Source organism: Paenibacillus sp. LPE1-1-1.1 (assembly GCF_040676435.1).
GTDB lineage: Bacteria > Bacillota > Bacilli > Paenibacillales > Paenibacillaceae > Pristimantibacillus.
Genome location: NZ_JBEGHY010000001.1, coordinates 1,082,600 through 1,105,189, shown reverse-complemented (window position 1 = coordinate 1,105,189; position 22,590 = coordinate 1,082,600). Strand labels below are relative to the sequence as shown.

General features: G+C 48.5%; 14 protein-coding genes. 12 read left to right on the top strand and 2 right to left on the bottom strand.

What is annotated here, in order from left to right:
- The first annotated feature begins 100 nt into the window (after positions 1-100).
- From MRBLPE1_RS05000 to MRBLPE1_RS04990, 3 genes are all read left to right on the top strand, one after another.
- Complete coding sequence (locus tag MRBLPE1_RS05000) at positions 101-967, top strand: ABC transporter permease (RefSeq protein ID WP_414698853.1); 867 nt, start codon at positions 101-103, stop codon at positions 965-967.
- A gap of 31 nt (positions 968-998) precedes the next feature.
- Entirely contained in the window at positions 999-1,883 is an 885-nt protein-coding gene (locus MRBLPE1_RS04995) for a carbohydrate ABC transporter permease (protein ID WP_364142294.1), read from the top strand.
- Between the two features lie 104 nt (positions 1,884-1,987).
- Positions 1,988-3,568, top strand: coding sequence for an ABC transporter substrate-binding protein (locus MRBLPE1_RS04990; protein WP_364142291.1), 1,581 nt, complete (start codon positions 1,988-1,990; stop codon positions 3,566-3,568).
- Between the two features lie 64 nt (positions 3,569-3,632).
- On the opposite strand, the gene MRBLPE1_RS04985 is transcribed toward MRBLPE1_RS04990, so the two are convergent.
- Positions 3,633-4,520, bottom strand: a complete 888-nt coding sequence (locus tag MRBLPE1_RS04985) for an AraC family transcriptional regulator (protein ID WP_364142288.1) — start codon at positions 4,518-4,520, stop codon at positions 3,633-3,635.
- A gap of 192 nt (positions 4,521-4,712) precedes the next feature.
- On the opposite strand from MRBLPE1_RS04985, the gene MRBLPE1_RS04980 reads away from it, so the two are divergent.
- From MRBLPE1_RS04980 to MRBLPE1_RS04970, 3 genes are read left to right on the top strand one after another with little or no spacing between them, the layout of a single operon-like run.
- Entirely contained in the window at positions 4,713-8,087 is a 3,375-nt protein-coding gene (locus MRBLPE1_RS04980; protein WP_364142285.1) for a DUF5107 domain-containing protein, read from the top strand.
- Between the two features lie 30 nt (positions 8,088-8,117).
- Positions 8,118-10,124, top strand: a complete 2,007-nt coding sequence (locus MRBLPE1_RS04975) for a glycoside hydrolase family 2 protein (protein WP_364142283.1) — start codon at positions 8,118-8,120, stop codon at positions 10,122-10,124.
- Positions 10,125-10,135: 11 nt separating this feature from the next.
- The gene (locus MRBLPE1_RS04970) at positions 10,136-12,436 is read left to right on the top strand and encodes a beta-galactosidase (protein ID WP_364144511.1); all 2,301 of its coding nucleotides are present in this window, start codon (positions 10,136-10,138) and stop codon (positions 12,434-12,436) included.
- A 110-nt stretch (positions 12,437-12,546) separates the two neighbouring features.
- Here the strand turns inward: MRBLPE1_RS04970 and MRBLPE1_RS04965 are convergent, their stop codons facing one another.
- Entirely contained in the window at positions 12,547-13,416 is an 870-nt protein-coding gene (locus tag MRBLPE1_RS04965) for a helix-turn-helix transcriptional regulator (protein ID WP_364142280.1), read from the bottom strand.
- 189 nt (positions 13,417-13,605) lie between these two features.
- Between MRBLPE1_RS04965 and MRBLPE1_RS04960 the strand changes: the two genes are divergently transcribed.
- The 6 genes from MRBLPE1_RS04960 (at position 13,606) to MRBLPE1_RS04935 (ending at position 22,507) form a co-directional block, all read left to right on the top strand.
- The gene (locus MRBLPE1_RS04960; protein ID WP_364142278.1) at positions 13,606-14,643 is read left to right on the top strand and encodes a glycoside hydrolase family 88/105 protein; all 1,038 of its coding nucleotides are present in this window, start codon (positions 13,606-13,608) and stop codon (positions 14,641-14,643) included.
- Positions 14,644-14,782: 139 nt separating this feature from the next.
- Positions 14,783-16,468: an alpha-L-rhamnosidase C-terminal domain-containing protein gene (locus MRBLPE1_RS04955; RefSeq protein WP_364142275.1), complete on the top strand. Its 1,686-nt coding sequence runs from the start codon at positions 14,783-14,785 to the stop codon at positions 16,466-16,468.
- Between the two features lie 293 nt (positions 16,469-16,761).
- On the top strand, positions 16,762-17,670 hold the full coding sequence (locus MRBLPE1_RS04950; protein WP_364144509.1) for an ABC transporter permease: 909 nt from the start codon (positions 16,762-16,764) through the stop codon (positions 17,668-17,670).
- 20 nt (positions 17,671-17,690) lie between these two features.
- Positions 17,691-18,572, top strand: coding sequence for a carbohydrate ABC transporter permease (locus tag MRBLPE1_RS04945; protein ID WP_364142272.1), 882 nt, complete (start codon positions 17,691-17,693; stop codon positions 18,570-18,572).
- A gap of 38 nt (positions 18,573-18,610) precedes the next feature.
- A complete protein-coding gene (locus tag MRBLPE1_RS04940) occupies positions 18,611-20,125 on the top strand; it encodes an extracellular solute-binding protein (protein ID WP_364142270.1) in 1,515 nt (504 codons plus the stop codon).
- Positions 20,126-20,239: 114 nt separating this feature from the next.
- A complete protein-coding gene (locus MRBLPE1_RS04935) occupies positions 20,240-22,507 on the top strand; it encodes a helix-turn-helix domain-containing protein (RefSeq protein WP_364142267.1) in 2,268 nt (755 codons plus the stop codon).
- The last annotated feature ends 83 nt before the right edge of the window (positions 22,508-22,590 follow it).

The following is a 22,590-nucleotide window of genomic DNA, read 5'->3' as shown; positions in this document are numbered from 1 at the left end:
AGAAACCGTTCCCAAGACGGTGGTTAATGTAGGGAAAATAGAAAGTAAGAATGGAATATCGTTTATTGGTGAAATCCGAAGGAACTGGCCTCTTTACACGATGTTCGTTCCGATTGCCGTATACTTTTTGATTTTTGCTTATGCGCCTATGGCGGGAATTGTTATGGCCTTCAAGGACTTTAATTACCGGGACGGCATTTTCGGCAGCCCCTGGAACGGCTTCGAGAATTTTGAGTACTTTTTCGTTTCGGGCAAAGCATGGATCGTTACGAGAAACACGATTTTGTACAATGTCGCATTTCTGGGAATGTACACTGTTTTTTCTATCGTAACGGCAGTATTGCTCTCAGAAATTCAGAAGAAGTTTTTCAAAAAAATAACACAAACCTTTTTGTTTCTTCCTTATTTCATTTCATGGGTAACGGTGTCGGCATTCGTATACAACTTCCTTAACTACGAATTTGGAATTATTAATGTCCTATTCAAGAAGTTCGGACTGGACGCGATCGATATCTATTCGACTTCCTGGTATTGGTTTATTCTACTGCCCCTGCTTTATGTGTGGAAGTGGGTAGGCTACGGCAGCATTCTTTATCTGGCAGCGATCGTCGGCATCGATCAGGAAGTGTACGAAGCGGCCACGATAGACGGGGCGTCACGCTGGCAAAAGATTACGAGAATTACTTTGCCGTTGTTGAGACCAACGATGATCATCTTGATTTTACTGGGATTGGGACGTATTATGCGGGGCGAATTCGACATGTTCTACCAACTGATCGGGAATAACGGTTCGCTTATGGACGCAACAGATATAATCGATACGCTCGTTTTCCGATCGCTAGTGAATACGCAGGATTTCGGTATGGCTTCGTCCGTCGGATTCTATCAATCTATTCTAACTTTGGTGATTATTCTGGCCGCGAACTATCTCGTCAGACGATACGATAGAGATCAGGCCTTATTCTAGACGCCATATTATGACAAGCGGGTGATAAAAAATGGGTACGAACAAACTAAATGCTGCGCCGTTATTTTCTTCTTTGGCTTATATCGTCATCGGCATCATTTCTTTAATTACATTCATTCCTTTCGTCGTGCTGGTTGCGGGATCGCTTTCTGCGGAAAGCGTGGTTCTGAAAGAAGGTTTTTGGTTTTGGCCCCGGGACTTTTCGCTTGACGCCTATGCTTTTATCTTTCGATATCCGGCCGAAGTGCTATCCGCTTACCGCGTCTCGATCATCATCACGGTCATCGGAACGGTGATTGGACTTCTATTCTCGACAATGGCAGCCTACGTGCTATACCGCAAGGAAGTGAAGTATCGCAATGCGCTAGCCTTCTTCCTATTTTTTACGACACTGTTCAATGGGGGACTTGCCCCTTTTTACATTCTCGTTACGAAATATTTGGAGCTTAAAAATTCGCTTGGCGTCCTTATCCTTCTTCCTATGTTCAACGTCATGTTCATTCTCATTCTTCGCAGCTTTATTCGAGGCTCCATACCGGAGCCGTTGATCGAATCGGCCAAAATTGACGGCGCCGGAGAGTATAGGATATTTTTCCAAATGGTGCTGCCGCTCTCAAAGCCGGCGCTGGCGTCTATTGGCCTGTTTACGGCCCTGGCCTATTGGAATGATTGGTGGACGGCTATGATGTTTGTGGACAAAGATCATTTGATTCCGCTGCAATATATGCTCTATAAGATGCTTTCGTCGGTTAACATGTCCTCGTCCATGGCTCAGTATGCCGGGGCGATAGACCAGCCGAAGGAAACGTTCAAGCTAGCCATGACCGTTATTGCAACGGGGCCAATCCTGCTCGTGTTCCCGTTCGTACAGAAGTATTTTGTAAAGGGCGTTACGATCGGAGCTGTAAAAGGATAAGCCCAGAGGCAGCCATAGAGGCAAGCTTCACTCGGTATGAATCCGCAACTTGGATTGATATAGCTTAATAAACACATTTCAAGGTTCAAGGGGGAATTGAGAAAGTGAAGAAAAAGATGAATTTAGGTATCATTGCATTTGTTATGTTTGCTCTTGTATTGTCGGCATGCTCAAACCATTCTGGCAACAATGATCCTTCAGCAAGCAGCAATGCGGGTGAAAGCAGCGACGCTGCGATTGACAATTCAAAAGAAGTTAAGCTTAGCATGTATCTTCTAGGGGAAGCCCCAAAAGGCATGCCGGAGGTGTTGACGGAGCTCAACAAAAAGCTAAAGGAAGATATCAACGCCACGCTTGATCTCAATTACATCGGTTGGGGCGAAGTGCAGTCGAAATATCCATTAGTGCTCGCATCGGGTGAGGATGTGGACATTATTTTTGCAGCTGATTGGAACTTCTATGTGCAGGAGGCCATGAAAGGAGCGTATTACGAGCTAAATGAAGAACTGCTCAAGAAATACATGCCGCTTCACATGGCGAAGTTGGATCCTCTTGCCCTGAAAGCTGCGGAAATCAACGGCATAACGTACATGGTGCCGACGGCTACGCCTGACCGGAAAGCGAGCGTTGCTCTGATTCGCCGCGATTTGCGGGAAAAATACGGCATTGCAGAGATATCCAAACTTTCTGAGCTGGGTCCTTATCTGGAAGCGATTAAGAAGAACGAACCCGATATGATTCCGCTTAATTTGGATAGCCAATTTGATTTGCCGACTCCGTTCCTCTATTTAACGAACGAGAAGCTTGCTTATACGCAGCCGCTTGATTCCGGCAATCCAATGGCCCAAGGCATTGCCTATGACTACGAAGATACTTCGGGCAAAGTGTTTACGACCGTTGAGGAACCATTCCTCAGCGCAGGCAAGTTTGCTGCGAATATCATGAAAGAATGGTACGACAAGGGCTACGTGAACAAAAATCCGTATGCCAACAAGACGCGATCGAAAGATAATTTCTGCGAAGGATTATCCGGCGTTGCGTTCGGCAATTCGCTTGACGTGGCAAGTGTTACGGAGCAATGTGCTGAGAAAGGCATCGAAGTCGATATTTTGACAGCATTGTCGCCTCAAGGACATGCGCCGCAAAACACTTGGTTGAACAACGGACTTGCCGTGGCTGCCAACTCAGACAATCCGGAGCGCGCGTTGCAGGCGATGGATCTGATCATGCAAGACCCTGAATATGTGTATCTGACGTCTTTCGGTATCGAAGGTAAAAACTACGAGATTACGGAAGACGATAAAATCGGTCTCCCGGACGGGGTAACGCAGGAGAACAATACATTCCCGGCCGATTCTAGCGGCTTCTGGTTCGTCAACAAGGATCTGTTCAAGCCGATGGCTAACTGGCCGCAGTCGTATGTTGATCACCGGAGTTCCGTCGGCGATAAGCTGAAGCCTCTTCTGTACGCGGGCTTCACCTTCAACAGCGAGAACGTCAAGGCTCAAATCGCGAATATTGCCAACGTATCTACGCAGTATGGCAGTCCGCTCTTTATAGGCGCGGTAAAAAATGTCGATGAGGCTTACAATCAATTAACTGAAAAGCTAAAAGCAGCAGGAATCGAAAAAGTAAAAGCGGATGTTGAAAAACAAACGCAAGAATATTTAAAATCCATTCAATAAGCTCCTTATATATTAGAGAAGGAAAGAACCGGCCAAAGTCATCGGCCGGTTCTTTTTTTCGATTTTAGCCTCTTAACTGGCTGCGGTATTCGGTGGGTGAGCGGCCTATCATTTTCTTGAACAGCCGGGAAAAGTAGAACGGGTCTCCGATCCCGATAGACAGACCAATTTCCTTGACAGAATTGTCGGTCAGATCCAGCAATTGACAAGCTCTTTGCATTTTCATACGAAGATAATAATCAATTGGGGAAATGCCGGCAGCATTTCGGAACACATGATTTAAATGCTGTTTGGAAATGCCTGTTTGATCCGCAAGCTCATCCAGGCTGAGGCTCATCTCCAGCACCTGCTGCATGTACAAGACTGCACGGTCAAAATAAGCTTGCGATTTCTCTTCCTTGTGCAGCTTCTGCATCAAGCCCAGATAACTGATCATATACCGGGCGGCATGCGATACATGGAGGAGACTCGTATCCGTGTAAGCCCCTGCCGACAACAAGTCATAGCATAGGTGGAAAAGGTCAATCAGCTTCTCGGCATCGGTCGATTGCAAATGAGCGGAACCGCTCCGCAAACCGCTGGACTGCAGAATGTGTTCAATCTGCTCGCCTTTTAAGTGAAACCAGTATATGCTCCATGGTTCAACCTCATCTGCGCCATAAGAATGGGGAGTCTCTGAGGGGATGACCATGTAGGTATTTTCCTTTATCTCGATCTTGGCTTCGCGGCCTTGCTTAAACCATCCTTTGCCGCGAACGCAGTAAATGATAATGTAGGCCTCCGTGCCGAGCAATCTCTCGCGAAAGTGGTAAGAAGCTTTGGGGTAGTATCCAATATCAGTAATGTACGCCTGTTTGATTAACGGATGCTCGGCCATGAGTCCAAGCTGGTCTTGCGAAAGCACAAACATTTTTTCTAAATCGAAACCGTCCGCTTTTTTTTGTATTTTCATGAAAGCCGCTCCTTCAGGCATTTGTTGATGCGTTATGATAAACCTATTTTAGCAGAAAGTACTGATCAATAAAACAGAATATAATCCATTGATTTCAGAACATGCTTAATGGTTTGGACGTCCGTTATGCTGTAAAGTAAAGCTGTAAATAGCATTAAGGATGTCTCGATCAGAGGTAGAGGAGTGAGTTTAATGAGTCAGATTAATGAACGTTCCCGCGTGTGGGAAGAAGTAGTTGAAATTCCAACGTACAGTGTAGGAAAACCGGATAAAAATCCGATGTTTTTAGAAAAGCGTGTTTACCAGGGCAGCTCTGGCCGCGTATACCCTCACCCCGTAATCGACAAAATCGAAGATGAAAAGCAATTAAAGCCCTATACGATTCTGGTATTGGAGAATGAATATATAAGAATCGAAATCATGCCGGAAATCGGCGGGCGGATTTACCGGGCTGTCGATAAGACGAACAATTACGATTTTGTTTATTATAATCAGGTCATCAAGCCTGCGCTCGTAGGCCTTGCGGGACCGTGGATTTCGGGGGGCATTGAGTTTAACTGGCCACAACACCATCGCCCGAATACGTTTGGGCCGGTCGAATATAGGATGACGGAAAATGATGATGGCAGCGCTACGGTGTGGGTCAGTGAAATCGACCGCATGTACGGCACGAAGGTGACGGCCGGCTTTACGCTGCATCCGGGTAAGGCATACCTGGAAATTCATGCACAGCTCTACAACCGGACGCAGGAGCCGCAAACCTTTTTATGGTGGGCGAACCCCGCGGTTGCGGTAAACGACCATACCCAATCGGTCTTTCCTCCCGACGTCCATGCGGTGTTCGATCATGGCAAGCGCGACGTATCCAAATTTCCGGTTGCGACAGGCACTTATTACAAAATGGATTATTCCGAGGGTGTGGACATTTCCAGATACAAGAACATTCCGGTTCCGACCTCGTATATGGCCTATAAATCGGATTTCAATTTTGTCGGCGGGTATGACCACTCGGTGCAAGCGGGACTTCTGCATGTCGCCAATCATCATATTTCCCCGGGAAAGAAACAGTGGACATGGGGAAATGGAGAGTTCGGCCAGGCATGGGATAGAAGCCTGACCGATGAGGATGGGCCGTATATTGAGCTGATGACAGGCGTATATACCGACAACCAGCCGGATTTCACATGGCTTCAGCCTTTCGAGGAGAAATCCTTCAAACAATACTTCATGCCTTATAAAAATATCGGAGTCGTAAAAAACGCGACGATCGATGCAGCGGTAAATTTAGAAGTGGATGCGCAGACGAAGCTGGTAACCGTTCAAGCCTATGCGACATCCGCACTTGAAGGAGCAATGATTGAGCTTAGCAGCAAGAACAGAGCTTATATCATGGAAACGGCTGCGCTCTCGCCTGGAAAAACGTTTATTGCTTCCGTTCCGCTGCATCCGGATGACGAGGAGCATGACCTGAAGTTGACCGTTAAAAATGCTTCGGGCAGGCTATTGGTCGGCTACCAGCCGAAAAAACCTCAAATCGAGGATATTCCGGAAGCTGCAAAGCCGTTGCCGGAACCAAAAGATTTGAAGACAAACGAGCAGCTGTATTTGGCCGGGCTTCATCTGGAGCAATACCGCCATGCGACGTTCGAGCCGGAAGCCTATTATCTGGAAGGCTTGAAACGGGACGATTCCGATATTAGAATCAATGTTGCTTACGGAACATTACTGCTGAGAAGAGGGTTGTTTGCCAAAAGCGAGCAGCATTTTCGGAAAGCAATCGGCAGCCTGACCTGGAGAAATCCGAATCCTTACGACAGCGAAGCGTACTATCAGCTAGGCGTGGCGCTGAAGCAGCAGGGGCGGCTTGATGATGCATTCGCCGCCTTCTATAAAGCCGTTTGGTCAGCGGCCTGGCAGGACAGCGGATATTTCTCGCTCGCACAAATTGCTGCAGAGAAGGGCGCATTTGAGGAAGCGCTTGAGCTTGTCGACCGTTCCTTAATCCGGAATTCCCGGCATTATAAGGCTAGGGATTTAAGATCCTCCCTGCTTCGCCGTCTAGGACGCCTGGATGAAGCAAAGGCTGCAGCCATGGAAACGATAGGGCTCGATATTGCCGATTTCGGAGCGTATTATGAATTGCATTTGCATTATAAAGCGGTTGGGGAACCCGAGAATGCCGAACATGCGCTTCAAGAGCTTACAGGGCTCATGCGCAAGGATCCTCATAATCATATCGCGCTGGCTGCCGATTACGCAGGTTCGGGTCTCTATGAGGAAGCGATTCAGTCCCTTCGGATCATTGCGCCGAACGATGAAAGCGAAGCATACCCGATGGTACATTATGCTTTGAGCTATTGTTACTCCCGATCGGGTCGTGCGGAGTTAGCGGCGAGGCATCTCTTGGCGGGAGAAAAAGCAGCTCCTGATTATTGCTTTCCCAATACGCTATTTGACCTCACGGTTTTGGAATATATCGTAAAACTGGAGCCTGATGCCGCAAGAGCCCGTTACTTCCTTGGGAATTTCTACTATGACAAGAAGCGCCACGATGACGCGGTTGCTCAGTGGGAATCATCCGCAAAGCTGGATGCTTCATACGCCGTCACCCATCGCAATCTTGCACTGGCTTACTTTAATAAGAATAACGAGCCGGATAAGGCGCGAACTTCGCTAGAGGCTGCTTTCGCCTGCGATGATAAAGATGCGAGAATTTTCTATGAGCTGGATCAACTGTATAAGAAAATCCAACGGACGCCTGAGGAAAGGCTTGCTTTACTGGAGCGGTATCCTGAACTAGTAAATTCGCGGGATGATTTGTATATAGAATTTGTTACGCTGCACAATACGATAGGCAGCTATGAGAAAGCCCTGCAGCTGCTAGAAATTCGACAGTTCCATCCATGGGAAGGCGGCGAAGGCAAAACGCTTGGCCAATACGTGCAGGCGCACGTCGAGCTGGCGAAGCTTGCCATCGATGACAGCCGGTTCGCGGATGCAGAGCATTTGCTGAGAAAAGCGCTTGAAAACCCTGTTAATCTTGGCGAAGCGAAGCTGGAGGGGGCGCAAGAAAACAACATTCATTACTATTTGGGCTGCGCTTTGGAAGGGCAAGACAACACGGAAGCTGCAAAGCAGGCTTTCGAAGCAGCCTCGCAAGGGCTGGAGGAGCCGGCAAGCGCTATGTATTATAACGACCAACCGCCGGAAATGATTTTTTATCAAGGCTTGGCCTGGCAGAAGCTAAATAACGCCAAACAGGCGAAACGCCGATTCAATAAACTGATCGATTATGCCGAGAAGCATGTGTTCGATCAAGTGAAAATCGATTATTTTGCCGTATCCTTGCCGGATTTTCTCGTATTTGAAGAGAATCTTGACAGACACAACGTTATCCACTGCCGTTTTATGATGGGACTGGGCCTGCTTGGCTTGAAACGCTTTGAGGAAGCGGCAGAGCAATTCGACCAGGCATTGGCGCTAGACCGCAATCATCAGGGAGCTGCCCTACACAAAAAGCTGGCGCAAGATGGAATGAAGAGCAAGTCTATCATTTCTATTCCATAAACATCACTGACGAAGGAAGGAGGAATGCACTTGTCTTCCCGTATTATGACTCCATTAGCGGAGAATTGGCATTTCCGGACAGACCCAGACGGAATCGGAATAAAAAAGCAATGGTATTTGAGCAAGCTCGAAGACTCAAAGAGGGTAAAGGTGCCGCATACCTGGAACGTAGAGGAAGGACTCGAGGAGTACCGCGGTACGGCTTGGTACTCTTATGACTTGGAAATTCCTGCGGATTGGGACGGGAAAATGCTGCGGCTGCAATTTAATGCGGCCTACCGCGACGCAACCGTCTGGTTAAACGGCATTCAGGCCGGTCAGCATAAGCATTCCGGCTATACCATGTTTATTATTGATATAACGGATCTTGCCAGACCGGGCGCCGAAAATTTATTAACGGTGTCTGTCAATAATGAGAATAGCGATTTGGCATTGCCGATCAAAAATAGCTTTGATTGGGCGGATGACGGGGGCTTGATTCGCGGGGTTTCATTGATTGTGACGGGTGAATCCGCTATTGATTACGCTAATGTAAACGCAAAGCCCCTGTTTAAAGAGGCTGGTGCTAATCACAATAGAGGAATTTTGAGCGGTCAAATCAAGCTCTGCGAGCGCGGAATTAAGGCAGATCGGCAGGCGGTTTTAAAGGTCACCGTCGAGCATGAGGGTAAGCCAATTGCGCTTGAAGAATATCCGGTATGCGTGTCGGACGGCAAGCTCGACATAAATGACATGATGATCGACCAGGTGAAGTTATGGCACTTTGACCATCCGCATTTGTATGACATTAAGCTTGAACTCAAGCTGGACGATAAGAGCTCGGACGAGCTTACGGTCCATGTCGGGTTTCGGGAAATCACGACAGACGGAAGCAAGCTGCTGCTCAATAGGGAACCCGTAAGATTGATGGGCGTGGAATGGATGCCTGGCTCTCATCCCGGTAAAGGAATGGCGGAAACCGAAGATGATTTGATTCGTTCCTTGAAGCAGATCAAACATGCCAACTGCGTCATTACCCGTTTTCATTGGCAGCAGGACAGCGTCTTGCTTGACTGGTGTGACCGCAACGGTCTGCTCGTCCAAGAGGAGATTCCACACTGGCAGCAGCCGGATGAGCCGGATGAAACCCTATTGCCTATTTCCATGCAGCACGCGGAGGAAATGGTTGTCAGGCATTACAATCATCCGTGCATTTACGCTAGGGGAATCGGCAATGAAGTGAATGGGCAATCACCCCAGACGGTTGCTTACATGAAAAAATTAAAATCTTTTGTTGAGATTCTTGATAGCAGCAGGTTTATCAATTACGTATCCAATTCGGTTCATTTCGAGCCGTCAAAGGATGCAACCGGCGCAGGGGATCTATTGATGTGGAACGATTATATCGGAACTTGGCATGGAGTGCTGGACGAGACGGCTGTCATCAGCCAAATCCGTACGGCTTATCCAGAGAAGCCGCTTGCGGTCGCGGAGTATGGCTTATGCGAGCCGGCTTTCGAAGGGGGCGATCCGCGACGCATCGAAATTTTGGAGCGGAAAACGGAAGAGTATCGCAAGCATGGGTGTATTGCCGCACTTATCTTTTTCAGTTTGAACGATTACCGCACGCAGATGGGCGAGGAAGGCGATGGCCGGCTGCGCCAGCGCGTGCACGGAACCACGGATCTATACGGGGTACCTAAGCCCTCCTATTGGAAGCTGCGCGAAACCGCTTCTCCGCTTGCATTACAAGCGGAATGGGCAGAGCAAGCCGAAGCTCTCAAGTTGACGTTATTGGTCCGCAGTGATATCCCGTCTTATTCGGTAAAAGGATACCGGATGATACTGGAGCAGGATGGAACTACTGCCGATCCGATCAGGATCGAAATTCCCGATTTGTCAGCAGGCGTGGAGTGGACAACCGAAATTGTTGTATCTGCTGCGGCAAAGACGAAGGGCGTGAAATTTGAAATATTTCGGCCTACCGGGTTTTCGGTCATGAACGGATGCTTGAATCAGAATGAAATAAATCATTTACGGGAGGCCAAGCACAATTGACAGCATATAACATGAAGCTGGATGGATCGAACAAACAAATATTTCCGGGGAAATTAGGAGTGAATCAAGCGCAAAATCCAAAAGGTGAAAGCTTCGGCTTTACAAATTTTTATATGACCTGGGACAACCAGCCGATCGTGCCGATTGTAGGCGAGTTTCATTTTTCGCGATTCTCTTATCTGCATTGGGAGGAAGAATTGTTAAAAATGAAGGCCGGCGGCATTAACATTGTTGCGACATATGTGTTTTGGAATTATCACGAGGAAGAAGAGAACGTCTTCCAATGGGGAGAAAGCCGCAATCTGCGACACTTCGTCGATCTGTGCGCAAAGCATGAGCTGCCGCTTATTCTTCGGATCGGGCCGTTTTGCCATGGCGAGGTCAGGAACGGCGGCATCCCGGATTGGGTGTTTGAGAAGCCGCTGGAGATCCGATCCAATGACGAGAGGTACCTATTCTACGCCAAACGGCTATACCGTCAAATTGCGAAGCAGGTGAAAGGCTCCTATTTCGCGGAAGGCGGGCCTATCATTGGCGTTCAGCTCGAGAACGAATTTATGCACTGCGGTGCGCCTCTTGATTCATGGGGATATAAGGCAGGAGCATTCATGTCTAGCGGCAAAGGCGGTAACGAGCATATGGCTGAACTTCGCCGCCTTGCGGAGGAATCGGGAATAAAGCCTGCATTCTTCACGGCAACGGCATGGGGAGGCGCCGCTGTACCAGAAAAAGACACGCTGCCGATGTTGGCAGGTTATGCCTACACGCCTTGGATTCCAAATCAACCGCCGAGCGGAGAATATATCTATCGGGACTTGCATGTAAAGCCGTCAGAGGCCGTCAATTACGATACGCTCGAATACCCGGTCGCCTATTGCGAGATGGCAGGCGGCATGCAGGTAAGCTATACGGCCAGACCAAATGTAAGCCCGGAGAGCGTAGAGGCCATGACGCTGGTCAAGCTGGCGAGCGGCAGCAATTTGCTGGGCTATTATATGTACCACGGCGGGTCCAATGCTGTTGGCAAGCACGGTTACTTGAATGAGTACGGTTTGCCGAAAATCACGTACGATTATCAATCTCCTCTCGGCGAATTTGGGAGAGTAGGCAAATCTTATGATCGAATCCGTTCGCTTGCCCTGTTCATGGAAGCATATGGCAAGGTCATCGCGCCTATGGGAACCGTGCTTCCCGCTGGTCAATCGGACATTCATCCGGAGGATATCGAATCACTCCGTTGGTGCGTCCGGCAGAAGAATGGCTCAGGATTCCTATTCTTGAACAATTTTCAGGACCATTTGGAGATGCCTGACCGTGAAGGCGTCAGGATCGAGCTTGACACGCCTAAGGGTAAGGTCTCGTTCCCGCATAGCGGGACGCTCTCACTGAAACAGGGAACCAGTACGGTGCTGCCTTTTCATATCGAAGCAGCCGGCGTCGATATCATCACCGCTACCGTACAGCCGCTAACGGTATTGGACGGCGGCAAGGAACGCGTGCTTGTCTTTTATGCACATGAGGGGCTTGAGCCGGAAATCGTATTTAACCGAAAGAGCGTTGCCAGGGTTTCTCAGCAAGCCGCTGCGATTATAGAGGAACCGAATGCCATTATCGTCAAGCCGCAAGTCGGCAAGCAATATGCTCTTGAAGTAACGCTGGCGAATGATGAAACGGTGCAGGTAATCGTCTTGACGCGTCAGGAAGCGCTTCAGGTTTACAAGTTCAAGATCTGGGGAGAAGATCGGTTGTTTATTAGCGGCAGCCGGCTTTATGTAAAAGATGAGCGATTGAACGCTACCTCCGAAGGTGATGCAAGCTGGAGCATTTCCGTCTTACCTGCCTTGTCCGAAGAAACAAGATTGGATCACGGATTATTGACTGAGCGGCAGGAGGGGCTGTTCCAAACCTACCGAATTGAGGTTGAAGCCTACACGCCGGACATTCAAATAACTTATCCTCAAGAACGAAGCGCGCTTGTCGAAATCGATACCCAGTGGCCCAGCCATATTTCGGATGTCTTTCTGCAAGTGGAATATGACGGCGATGTGGCAGCTGCCTATTTGGATAACCGCTTGCTTACGGATCATATTCATTACGGAGAAGCTTGGCCGATCGGCTTGAAACAGTTTAAGGACGACCTTGAGCATCAAGCGATTCATTTGTCCATTACTCCGCTGCGCAAGGGCACGGTTCACACCTTCGTGAATCAGGCACTGGTTGAACGCTTTGAAGGCATCGAATTGGCTGTATTCCATCACATACGGCCTGTTCCTTACTATCGCTCCGCGCTGTACAGGAAATTCCAATCTTAAAGATTATTTGAATAAGCTAAAAGGGGTTGATCCGATCGTCATCAAAGATGACAAGGTCAGCCCCTTTATTTTAGAAACGAATATAAACGGGTTGAAACGACTAACTGATCTCATTTTTTGGAGTGCTCTAGTTTCCGATAGGCGCGGGGTGAGAGGCCTGACAACATTTTAAACACTTTTCCAAAGTGGGAAAAGTTCTCAAAGCCGCAGTGTTCTGACACCTGAGTTACACTCCAGTCCGTTTCTCGCAAGAGGAGTTCGGCCTCTTTTACCCGGGTGATGTTGATGTACTGGGTAAAGCCGAAGCCGGTGACTTCCTTGAAGACGCGGCACAGGTGGCCCTTGCTAATAAAAAACTGCTTGGCAAGCATGTCCAGATGAAGAGGCTCCTTGTAATGCAGATTAATGTGGCGGATGATTTCGGTTACCTTCCGCTGGATCGGAGTAAGCTCAATCTCCGGCAGAGCCTTGCGTTTCAGAATGTGGCGAGCCGTGAACAGCAGCAATTCAATAGCCATGTTCCGGATGTGCAGTTGATACCCTGGAGGGCATTCACTTAGTTCGCTCAGCAGAGAGCCAAGGAGTTCTTCCACATGCATCCGTTCTTTCAGGTTCAGCCTGACGAGCGGTTGGGCTTCGGCGAAGGGGGCCAGCAGTAGATCCCTATCCTCCTGCGAATATTCCTTAAAGAATGATTGACCAAAATGTAGAACAATCCGTTCATGATTGGGTTCGCTCCGCTCGGACGTTTTGTGAACGGCGTTGGAGTCGATGAGCACCATATCACCCGCGTGGACAGGATAGAAGGAGTCTCTGATAAAGTAGTTCCTTTCCCCGCGAAACAGATAATAAATTTCATACGCCATATGGTAGTGGGTGTGATTCATTGAATAATGGCCGATTCTCCGGTCGTATTCGATCCACAACGGATCGCTCATTGAGCCTAAGCTAAGCTTGCCAGGGAGTGATTGAACGGTCATGGAGGGCTCCTTTCTCATAAACTTCGAACACCTATTATATCAATATATACGGTGTTTAAGGTATATTTGTGCATAAATGCGGAGAAATCATTCCTATTTTCATGATAATCTTGAAGCAAGAGAATCATTTTTGGCACAGTATAATGAAAACTATAAGTTTCATCGTGCATAGTATACGGAGGAATAAATATGCGAAAATTTGAATACGACGAAAACGAAGTAAAAGAGCTTATAGACCGGGTAGTCCGCAGAACAATGAATATGGATTTCACTTGGAATTGGTCCTGCGGAGTGGCTTATTACGGGATTTGCAAAGCGTGGGAAGTGACGGGAAATCAAGAATACATCGATTTTCTGGTCAAATGGGTGGACGAGTACCTGGAGCTTGGGCTGCCGCCTATGATGGTCAACGCTTGTGCCATGGGGCATACGATGTTGACCCTGCATGAAGCGACAGGCGACTCCAAGTACCTTGATCTGGCGCTTTTGAAAGCCGAATATTTGCGAAAAGACGCCATCCGATTCGGAGAAGGCGTGTTCCAGCATACGGTATCCTCCGAAAATGACTTTCCTGAGCAGGCTTGGGCGGATACGTTGTTTATGGCCGCCTATTTCCTGCTGCGGCTTGGATTTAAGCTTGACAAAAAGGAATACATTGAAGATGCGCTCAATCAATTTTACTGGCATGAAGAATACCTTCAGGACACGAAGACGAATTTGTTCTATCACGCATGGGATAATGTCAAGCAAGATCATTTGTCCGCTATATACTGGGGCAGAGCCAATGCATGGGCCGCGTATACGATGGCGCAAGCCTATAAAATGCTGAATCCCTTTATGCCTATGTGGATGCAGATCGGAGGGGCTCTCGGTGATCAATTAAGCGCTCTGGTCAGGCTGCAATCACCGAATGGACTGTGGCGTACGGTCTTGAATGATGAAACTTCCTATGAAGAAACCTCCGCCTCCGCCGGTATTGCCGCTTCATTGGTATCCTATGCACACCCGCTGCATCAGAATTATATGGCCAAAGCTTATGAAGGCATCTTGGCTAACATCGATGAAGACGGCTCGGTCCGGAATGTATCAGCAGGTACGGCGGTAATGTATTCTGCAGATGACTACAAGGTGATTTCCAAGAAGAGAGTACAAGGATGGGGCCAAGGATTGACCTTGGCATTTCTGGTAGCTCTGCTTCAAAATAAGGAAGTTGTCAGTAAAATATAAGTAGGCGACTACGGCTTTTGGTACAAGCATGCGGCAAAAAATAATCTACAACGGATGGAGGCATCAATCGATGCCTCCATTTTTCAACCTGCATTTCATGCGCCTCAGATTGAAGAACGATTGAAAAGGGGATATCGGTATGAGTATGAAATCGCTGAAGGAGAGAGGCCTCGTCATCGATCCGCGAACCAGAGCTTATCTCGAGCCTACGCGTCTTCTGTGGACCACAAATTCTGGAGCCGACTCCGAGGTGATCAATCCGGAAGGACTGCTTTGCTCGAACGGCGGCCAGGTGACGAAAGAAGCGCCAAACGCAAGCATTCTTAGCCATAAAGGGGAAGCGCCGGGCATACTGCTGGACTTCGGAATGGAGCTGCATGGAGGCATCAGGATATCGGTTGTTGAAGGACGCTTCCCGTCGAGGAACGTTCGGGTACGTATCCGATTAGGCGAATCCGCCATGGAAGCGATGAGTGATCTGGGAGGCCCGGGCAATGCGACCAATGACCATGTGGCACGCGACAGTATCGTGGACGTCGGACTCCTCGGGACAACCGAATTCGGTACGACGGGATTTCGTTTTGCGCGGATCGATCTATTAGATGAAGGCACGCTTGAGCTGCAAAGCGTACAAGCCGTGTTCCTGTACCGGGATATCGAGTACAAGGGTAGTTTTAGAAGCAGCGATTCGCTGCTGAATCAGATATGGGAGACGGGCGCCTATACGGTTCATCTGAATATGCAGGATTACCTGTGGGACGGGATCAAGCGGGACCGGATGGTATGGACCGGAGACATGCATCCCGAAGTCGCCACGATCAGCGCCGTTTTTGGCGAACACGAGATTGTGCCGTCCAGTCTGGATTTCAAGAGGGACCGTTCCCCGCTGCCCATGTTTATGGACATGCCGACCTACTCGATTTGGTGGCTGCTCGTTCAACATGATTGGTACATGCAGCACGGGAACGAGGGGTATTTGCAGGAACAACGCACATACTTGACTGGACTGCTTCGTGAGCTGGCGGGGAAAGTAATGCCGGATGGAACGATCGATGTGTATCGACCGTTCTTGGATTGGCCCGCATCATCCAATCCGGCCGGCGTTACGGCCGGCGTTCATGCGCTTTTTGTGCTTGCGATGCAGGCAGGCGCGCGGCTCTGTCGGCTGCTTGGAGAGGATGAGATCGTCAAGCTCTGCGAGTCTCTCGAAAGGCGGCTGCGTGAAATTGCGCCTCATCATGCTTTCAGCAAGCAAGCGGCAGCGCTGCAAGGCCTTGCCGGACTGTTGGATTTTTCTGAAGCGAACCGCGAGGTCATTGCGCCGAACGCCCCGAAAGGCTATTCGACATTTTATGGCTACTATATGCTCCGTGCCCGCGCCGAAGCCGGTGACATCGCCGGCTGCTTTGAAAGTATCCGCGCTTATTGGGGAGGCATGCTGGAGCTCGGCGCGACGACGTTCTGGGAAGACTTCGATATCCATTGGATGGACAATGCCGCACGAATCGATGAACTGACGCCCCCGGGGAAAATCGATGTGCACGGTACATACGGCGGTTATTGCTACAAGGGATATCGCCATAGTTTATGCCACGGTTGGGCATCCGGGCCTACCGCTTGGCTGTCGGAGTACGTGCTCGGCATTACGCTGGTGGAGCCGGGCTTTCGCAAGGTGAGGATCAGGCCGAATTTACATGATTTGGATTGGGTTGAGGGCAATTACCCGACGCCGCACGGCATCATTCATGTCAGGCACGAACGGGAGAAGGACGGAAGCATACGAACGGAATATCAGGTGCCGTCAGGGGTCCTGGTAATCGATTAAAATAGTAAAGATCAAATTAGGGTCTGCCTTACGGTAGGCCTTTTTATTATGGTCACAATTAGCAAAAGCAACCAATGACAGCGATCGCAACTAATGACAGCTCCCGGTTAATGCCGCAAGAATCACAGTGGGCTGCCAATCTGATCAAGCAAGGACTATCGACGGCAATCTAACCCCTTGCCTATGATGGAACTGCAGATTCAATAACCCAAGCCAATGTGACGAGGAAACGAAAGGATGGTAGCAACATGCAAAAAAGTATCACAACGAGATTCTCTGCGTCATCGGCTGCAATGTCATCGACAATGACGGGCAGACTTGTGCGGAACCGGTGGCTATATTTTATGGTCCTCCCCGGCCTATTGTATTTTCTCGTTTTTAAGTATTGGCCGATGTATGGCATCTTCATCGCATTTAAAGACTTTCAGCCGTTTTTAGGCTTCTGGGACAGTCCGTTTGTTGGACTTAAACATTTCGAACGTCTTTTTAGCGATTCGAATTTTCTTGTTCTTTTTCGGAATACGCTCATTTTGGCTGCTTACAACATCCTGTTTTTCTTTCCGCTGCCGATCGTGATTGCGCTTATGCTCAACGAGTTGAGACATGAATTCTCCAAGCGCATCGTTCAAACGCTGGTATACATCCCTCACTTTATGTCATGGGTTGTAGTCGTGGGCATTGCTTATATGTTCCTGACGACGGAAGGCGGCATCGTAAATGAGCTGCTGGTACGTTTCGGAGGAGAAAAGATCAATTTTCTTGTGAGCAACGAGTGGTTCCGGACGATCATTACAGCTGAGGTCATGTGGAAGGAAACGGGCTGGGGAACGATTATTTTCCTTGCGGCATTGTCCGGGGTAGACCCGCAGCAATATGAAGCAGCGCGAATGGACGGCGCGAACCGGCTTCGCCAGTTGTGGCATATTACGCTGCCGGCGATTCGCAGCACCATCATTATTCTGCTGATCCTTCGCCTAGGACATTTTCTCGATACGGGCTTTGAACAAATTTTCCTTATGCTCAACGCAATGAACCGGGATGTCGGAGAGGTATTCGATACCTATGTCTACTCCGTCGGAATTAGCCAAGGACAGTACAGCTTCAGTACGGCGGTTGGTTTATTTAAGTCGATCGTCGGTTTGATCCTTGTCGTTGTATCCAATAACCTGGCCAAAAAATTCGGAGAAGAAGGTATCTATTAGGAAAGGAGCGTTGAACCACTATGCCGATCAAGCAAAGCTGGGGAAGCCGAATATTCGATAGCTTGAACATCACACTATTGCTTGCATTTGCTTTGATTACCGTAATCCCGTTCATTTATGTCATTGCCGGTTCGTTCGCTACGCAGAAAGAATTGCTGCTGCGCGGGTTTATCCTATTCCCGACAGATTTGACTTTGGATGCATACAAGTATATTTTCTCTACCCAAACGCTCACCAGAAGTTTGCTGGTAACCATTTACATTACAGTCGCAGGCACGTTGATCAACATATTCTTTACCTGCTTAATGGCTTATCCGTTAGCACGCAAAGATATGGATTTCCGAAAGCCGATCTTAATGCTGGTAGTGTTCACGATGCTGTTCAGCGGCGGGATGATTCCGACGTTCCTGGTTGTCAAACAGCTTGGGATGATCGATACCTACTGGTCCTTGCTTATTCCAGGCGCGATCAGTGCCTTCAACTTAATTATTATCAGGAACTTTTTTCAGCAGCTGCCGGACAGCTTGGAGGAATCCGCCAAGATCGACGGCTGCAACGATCTGGGCATCTTTTTAAGAATTGTGCTTCCCCTATCCATGCCCGCCATTGCGACATTCTCGTTATTTTACGCCGTAGGCCACTGGAATACGTTCTTTAGCGCGGTACTGTATATTAACGACAATACCAAATGGCCGATTCAAGTGCTCTTGAGGCAGATTGTAATCTTGGCTTCGGGCGGTATCGGAGACTCCGCCGCGATGGAAGCGGATTATGTTACTCCGCCGGATCAAGCGGTGAAAATGGCGGTAATTGTGGTATCTACTCTTCCGATCCTGCTTGTATACCCGTTTATGCAGAAGCATTTTGCCAAAGGGGTATTGCTGGGCTCGGTTAAGGGATGAGGATATAATAGATGAATGGAAAAAGGGAGGATTTAAGAATGAACAGAAAAAATCAGAAAAGACTTGTTAAAGCCGGAGCCCTGCTCGCCGCAATCGCATTGTCTGTTACCGCCTGCGGAGGGAAGAATCAAGAAAATTCCCCAAGCAGCAATGAATCGGGCACTAATCAAGGAGCGCTTCAATTGACCATGATGCTGCCCACCTACAATCCGGAGCAAATGCCTGCAGACAGCTCGGTTCTAAAAACGCTTGAGGAAAAGACAAACTCGAAACTTACGGTTTCATGGGTGCCTTCCTCGACCTATACAGATAAGCTAAGCGCTACCGTTGCATCCGGCGAGCTGCCGAAAACTTTTGTTGCGCTGGAAGCGAAAGCCTCCTTCATTGTCAACGCTGCCCGTACCGGTATGTTCTGGGAGGTCGGACCGTATCTCAAAAACTATCCGAACTTGAGCAAGATGTCGGATCTCGTATTGAATAACATCTCGATCGACGGCAAGATCTACGGTGTGTACCGTGAGCGGGATCTCGCACGATTCGGCATGATGATCCGACAGGACTGGCTAACGAACCTCGGCATGCAGGCGCCGAAGAGCGTAGATGAACTTTATACGGCCTTGAAAGCCTTTACAACGGGAGATCCGGACAAGAACGGCAAACAGGATACGATTGGTCTTGCTGTAGGCATGCAGGGGAATAACATAGCCGGCTTTAAAGACATTCTGGTCTATATGGGAGGCCCTAATGAGTGGGAGCTAAAGGACGGCAAGCTGGTTCCGGCCCATATGACGGAAGCTTACCTGGATACAATGAAGTTCTACAAGAAGCTGTATGACGAAAAAATGATTAATCAGGACTTCGCAATCGTCCAGGACGGCCGGTCTGTTATGAATAAAGGCCAAGCAGGGCTCTGGATCGATAATATGTTAGACGGCAAAAATATCGAAGAAAACATTAAGAAGGTCGATCCGGAAGCTAAAATTAACTTAATCAATCGGATCTCCGGTCCGATGGGCGAAAGAACCCGCGCCGGCGCCGGTTATCTGGGCATGTACATGATTCCGAAAACGAGTGTGAAGACGGAAGCCGAGCTCGAGCAAATTCTCGCTTACTTCGACAAAGTATCCGAGAAGGATATTCAGAATCTGATGAAATATGGCATTGAAGGGAAGCAGTACAAGATTGAGAACGGAAATTATTCTCCCAATCCGGATCCGAAGACGAGGGCCGAAATTACAGACGGCAATCAGTTTATGATTTTGCAGGATCAAGTTGTAAACTATGGAACCGAGCTGGATCAGCTCAGTACAAAGCTTTTCAAGGACAATGCTACGTTCGCCTTGGCTAACCCGGCCGCACCATTTATCTCCAATACGGAAATTGAGAAGGGCAAGGAACTCTCAAAAGTCATAGCGGATGCCACAGTGAAATTCATTATGGGCTCGGTTAATGAGGCCGAATGGGATCAAGCGGTTGATCAATGGCTGCAAAGCGGCGGAAGCAAGGTTATTGAGGAAATGAATGCAGAATACGCCAAACAAGAGGGGCAATAAGGATGCCGGAGCTCGTGGAAATGAGATAAAACGTCAGGATCCGCGTCATGGCTTAAAACGGAGTTTTCTTGTACACTTGAAGTACTTGTAAGGAAACTATCCTATGGAGGCATTATGAGATTTCGGTCCTCGTCCTATCTATTGAAGCTGATGTTATTGTCTATCTTGATTGGCACCGTACCCGTCATTCTGCTCGGCGCCTTCGCCTATTACAATTCCTCTCGAACCGTACAGGAGAAAGTAGACGAGAGCAATAAGCTGCTTTTGCAGCAAATGCAGATGCGTACCGAACAAACGCTCAGAACCGTTGATAATTCGGCAACGCAGCTGCTGCAGTCACCTGTCGTCACCCGTGTCTTTGAGAAAAATATATCCAATCATGATTTCCAATTGGTACATGAGCTGTATAAAGGAATATCGTTGATTCAAACCTACGAGCTTGGCATCAAAGATGTGTTCCTGTTCAGCCTGAACAAGAATTGGATGGTTTCGAGCAGCGGGGTTAACGAATACAGCGCCCCGGAGTTCAGGCCGATGCTTGAAGCTTTTGCCCGGAAAGAGACAGGTTCCTTCTGGACAAGCGGATCGGAGGATCTTCCGAATTCCTACCAGTCCGTTTACTTTGTGAAGAAGTATCCCTTTAACTCTCTTAATCCGACAGGGATCATCTGCGTCGTTCTATCGTCCGATGTGATGAAGGAGCTCGATGCGTTTCTAAACGGTGAGTTCGGCAGCGCGTTTATTCTGGATCAAAACTCCAATATTATCGTTCACCGCGACCGTACCCAGCTTGGAAGCAGCATTTTGGATCAGGCCTACCTAGAGTCCTTTGTCGAAGCGAAGGATACTTCCGGGCAATATGCCGCCAAGCGGGATGGAGAGGAAGTGACGGTCACTTTTCGGAAATCTTCTTACAACGGTTGGAGCTACGTATCCGTAACCTCCAACGATCAGGTAACCGAACAGAATAAAGTGATCGGCTGGTTTACTTTACTTGTATGCCTGATCATCCTGCTGGTCACGCTGATCGTTGCCTGGTTCGGATCCAAGAAGATGTACAGTCCGATTCAATCTATCTATTCCGCGCTCACCAGCATTCCTTCCTTGAATGCTAAGGAGAAGCCAAGCGGCGAGCTTCAGATGATCGGAGACCGCGTCGATTATTTGATTAGAAATCAGTCCTTGATCATGAACGAGCTTAAGGGTCAGCAAATACAGCTCAAGGAATTTTTTATGCAAAAGTTGTTTAGCGGTACGATCCAGCCTGCGGATTTTGTGGAGAAACTGAGCTTGTACGGATTGGAAAAGCCGTGGCCTTCCATGTGCGTCGTTGCCATTCAAATCGATACGCTGAAGGATACCAGATATGAAGAGGCTAACCGGGATTTGCTCATGTTTGCCATCAGCAATATCGTCGGCGAGCTTGTCCTGTCCGAGCAAAGGCTGGTGCCGATTGTCAAATCGGATTGCCAAGTGACCCTGATCGGCTCTTCGAAAGAGGGGCCGGACTTTAAAGAGCAGATTTTTAACCTGTCCGATGAAATCCAAAAGGCTATATTTCAATACTTGGAGATTAAGGTGAGTATCGGAATCAGCCGTCCCATCAGCTCGTTCGCGGAAACCCAGCAGGCTCTCCATGAAGCAATGACCTCGTTAAAGTATAGGATAGGACTGGGACAAGAGTCGATTTTGTTTATAGAGGACGTGCAGCCGCAGAAAAGCAACCTGAACCGGTTTCCGAATGCTGGGGAGCAAGCCTTGTTAGATGCGATTCGGGCCGGGAATTTGGAGCAATCAGAGATGGCTTTGACGCAATTTATCGGAGAGCTGTTCCAGCCCCGTGCCCAGCATCGGGACTATCAGTTATCCTTGCTGAGGCTTCTAATCGACCTCCTCAAATTCGGTCAGGAATTGTCTATCCCCATGGACCGAATCACACAAGATGAAGCCTCCTTAATTCAGTCTTTGTTCAAGCTGCGGAATGTACAGGAGATTGAGCATTGGTTCTGGTCCATATTTGTATTTCCTTACATTCAGGAATTGGGCACTCGGAGAGACTCCCAATTCAAGCATATTTCTGAAGCCGTAATCGATATGGTCAAAAGGGAGTTTGATTCAGGGCTCACATTAGAGGAGTGTTCTTCCCGCATCAATTATCACCCTCACTATGTTAGCCGTGTTTTCCGTCAGGAGACTGGCATTAATTTCGGCGAATATTTATCGCAATATCGAATCGACATGGCTAAGAAATGGCTGAAGGAATCAGATATGAAAGTGGTTGAAATCTCTGAGCGATTGCAGTACAACAACTCCGCTAACTTTATTCGCTCCTTTCGCAAAATGGTAGGCATGACGCCGGGACAATACCGTGAAGAGGGTTAATGAGGACTGGAAAGTTCGGGCCACTCAAAATAGCGTTACAGGCACTTATGCCTGTGGCGCTATTTTGCGTCTCGCGGTTCAGT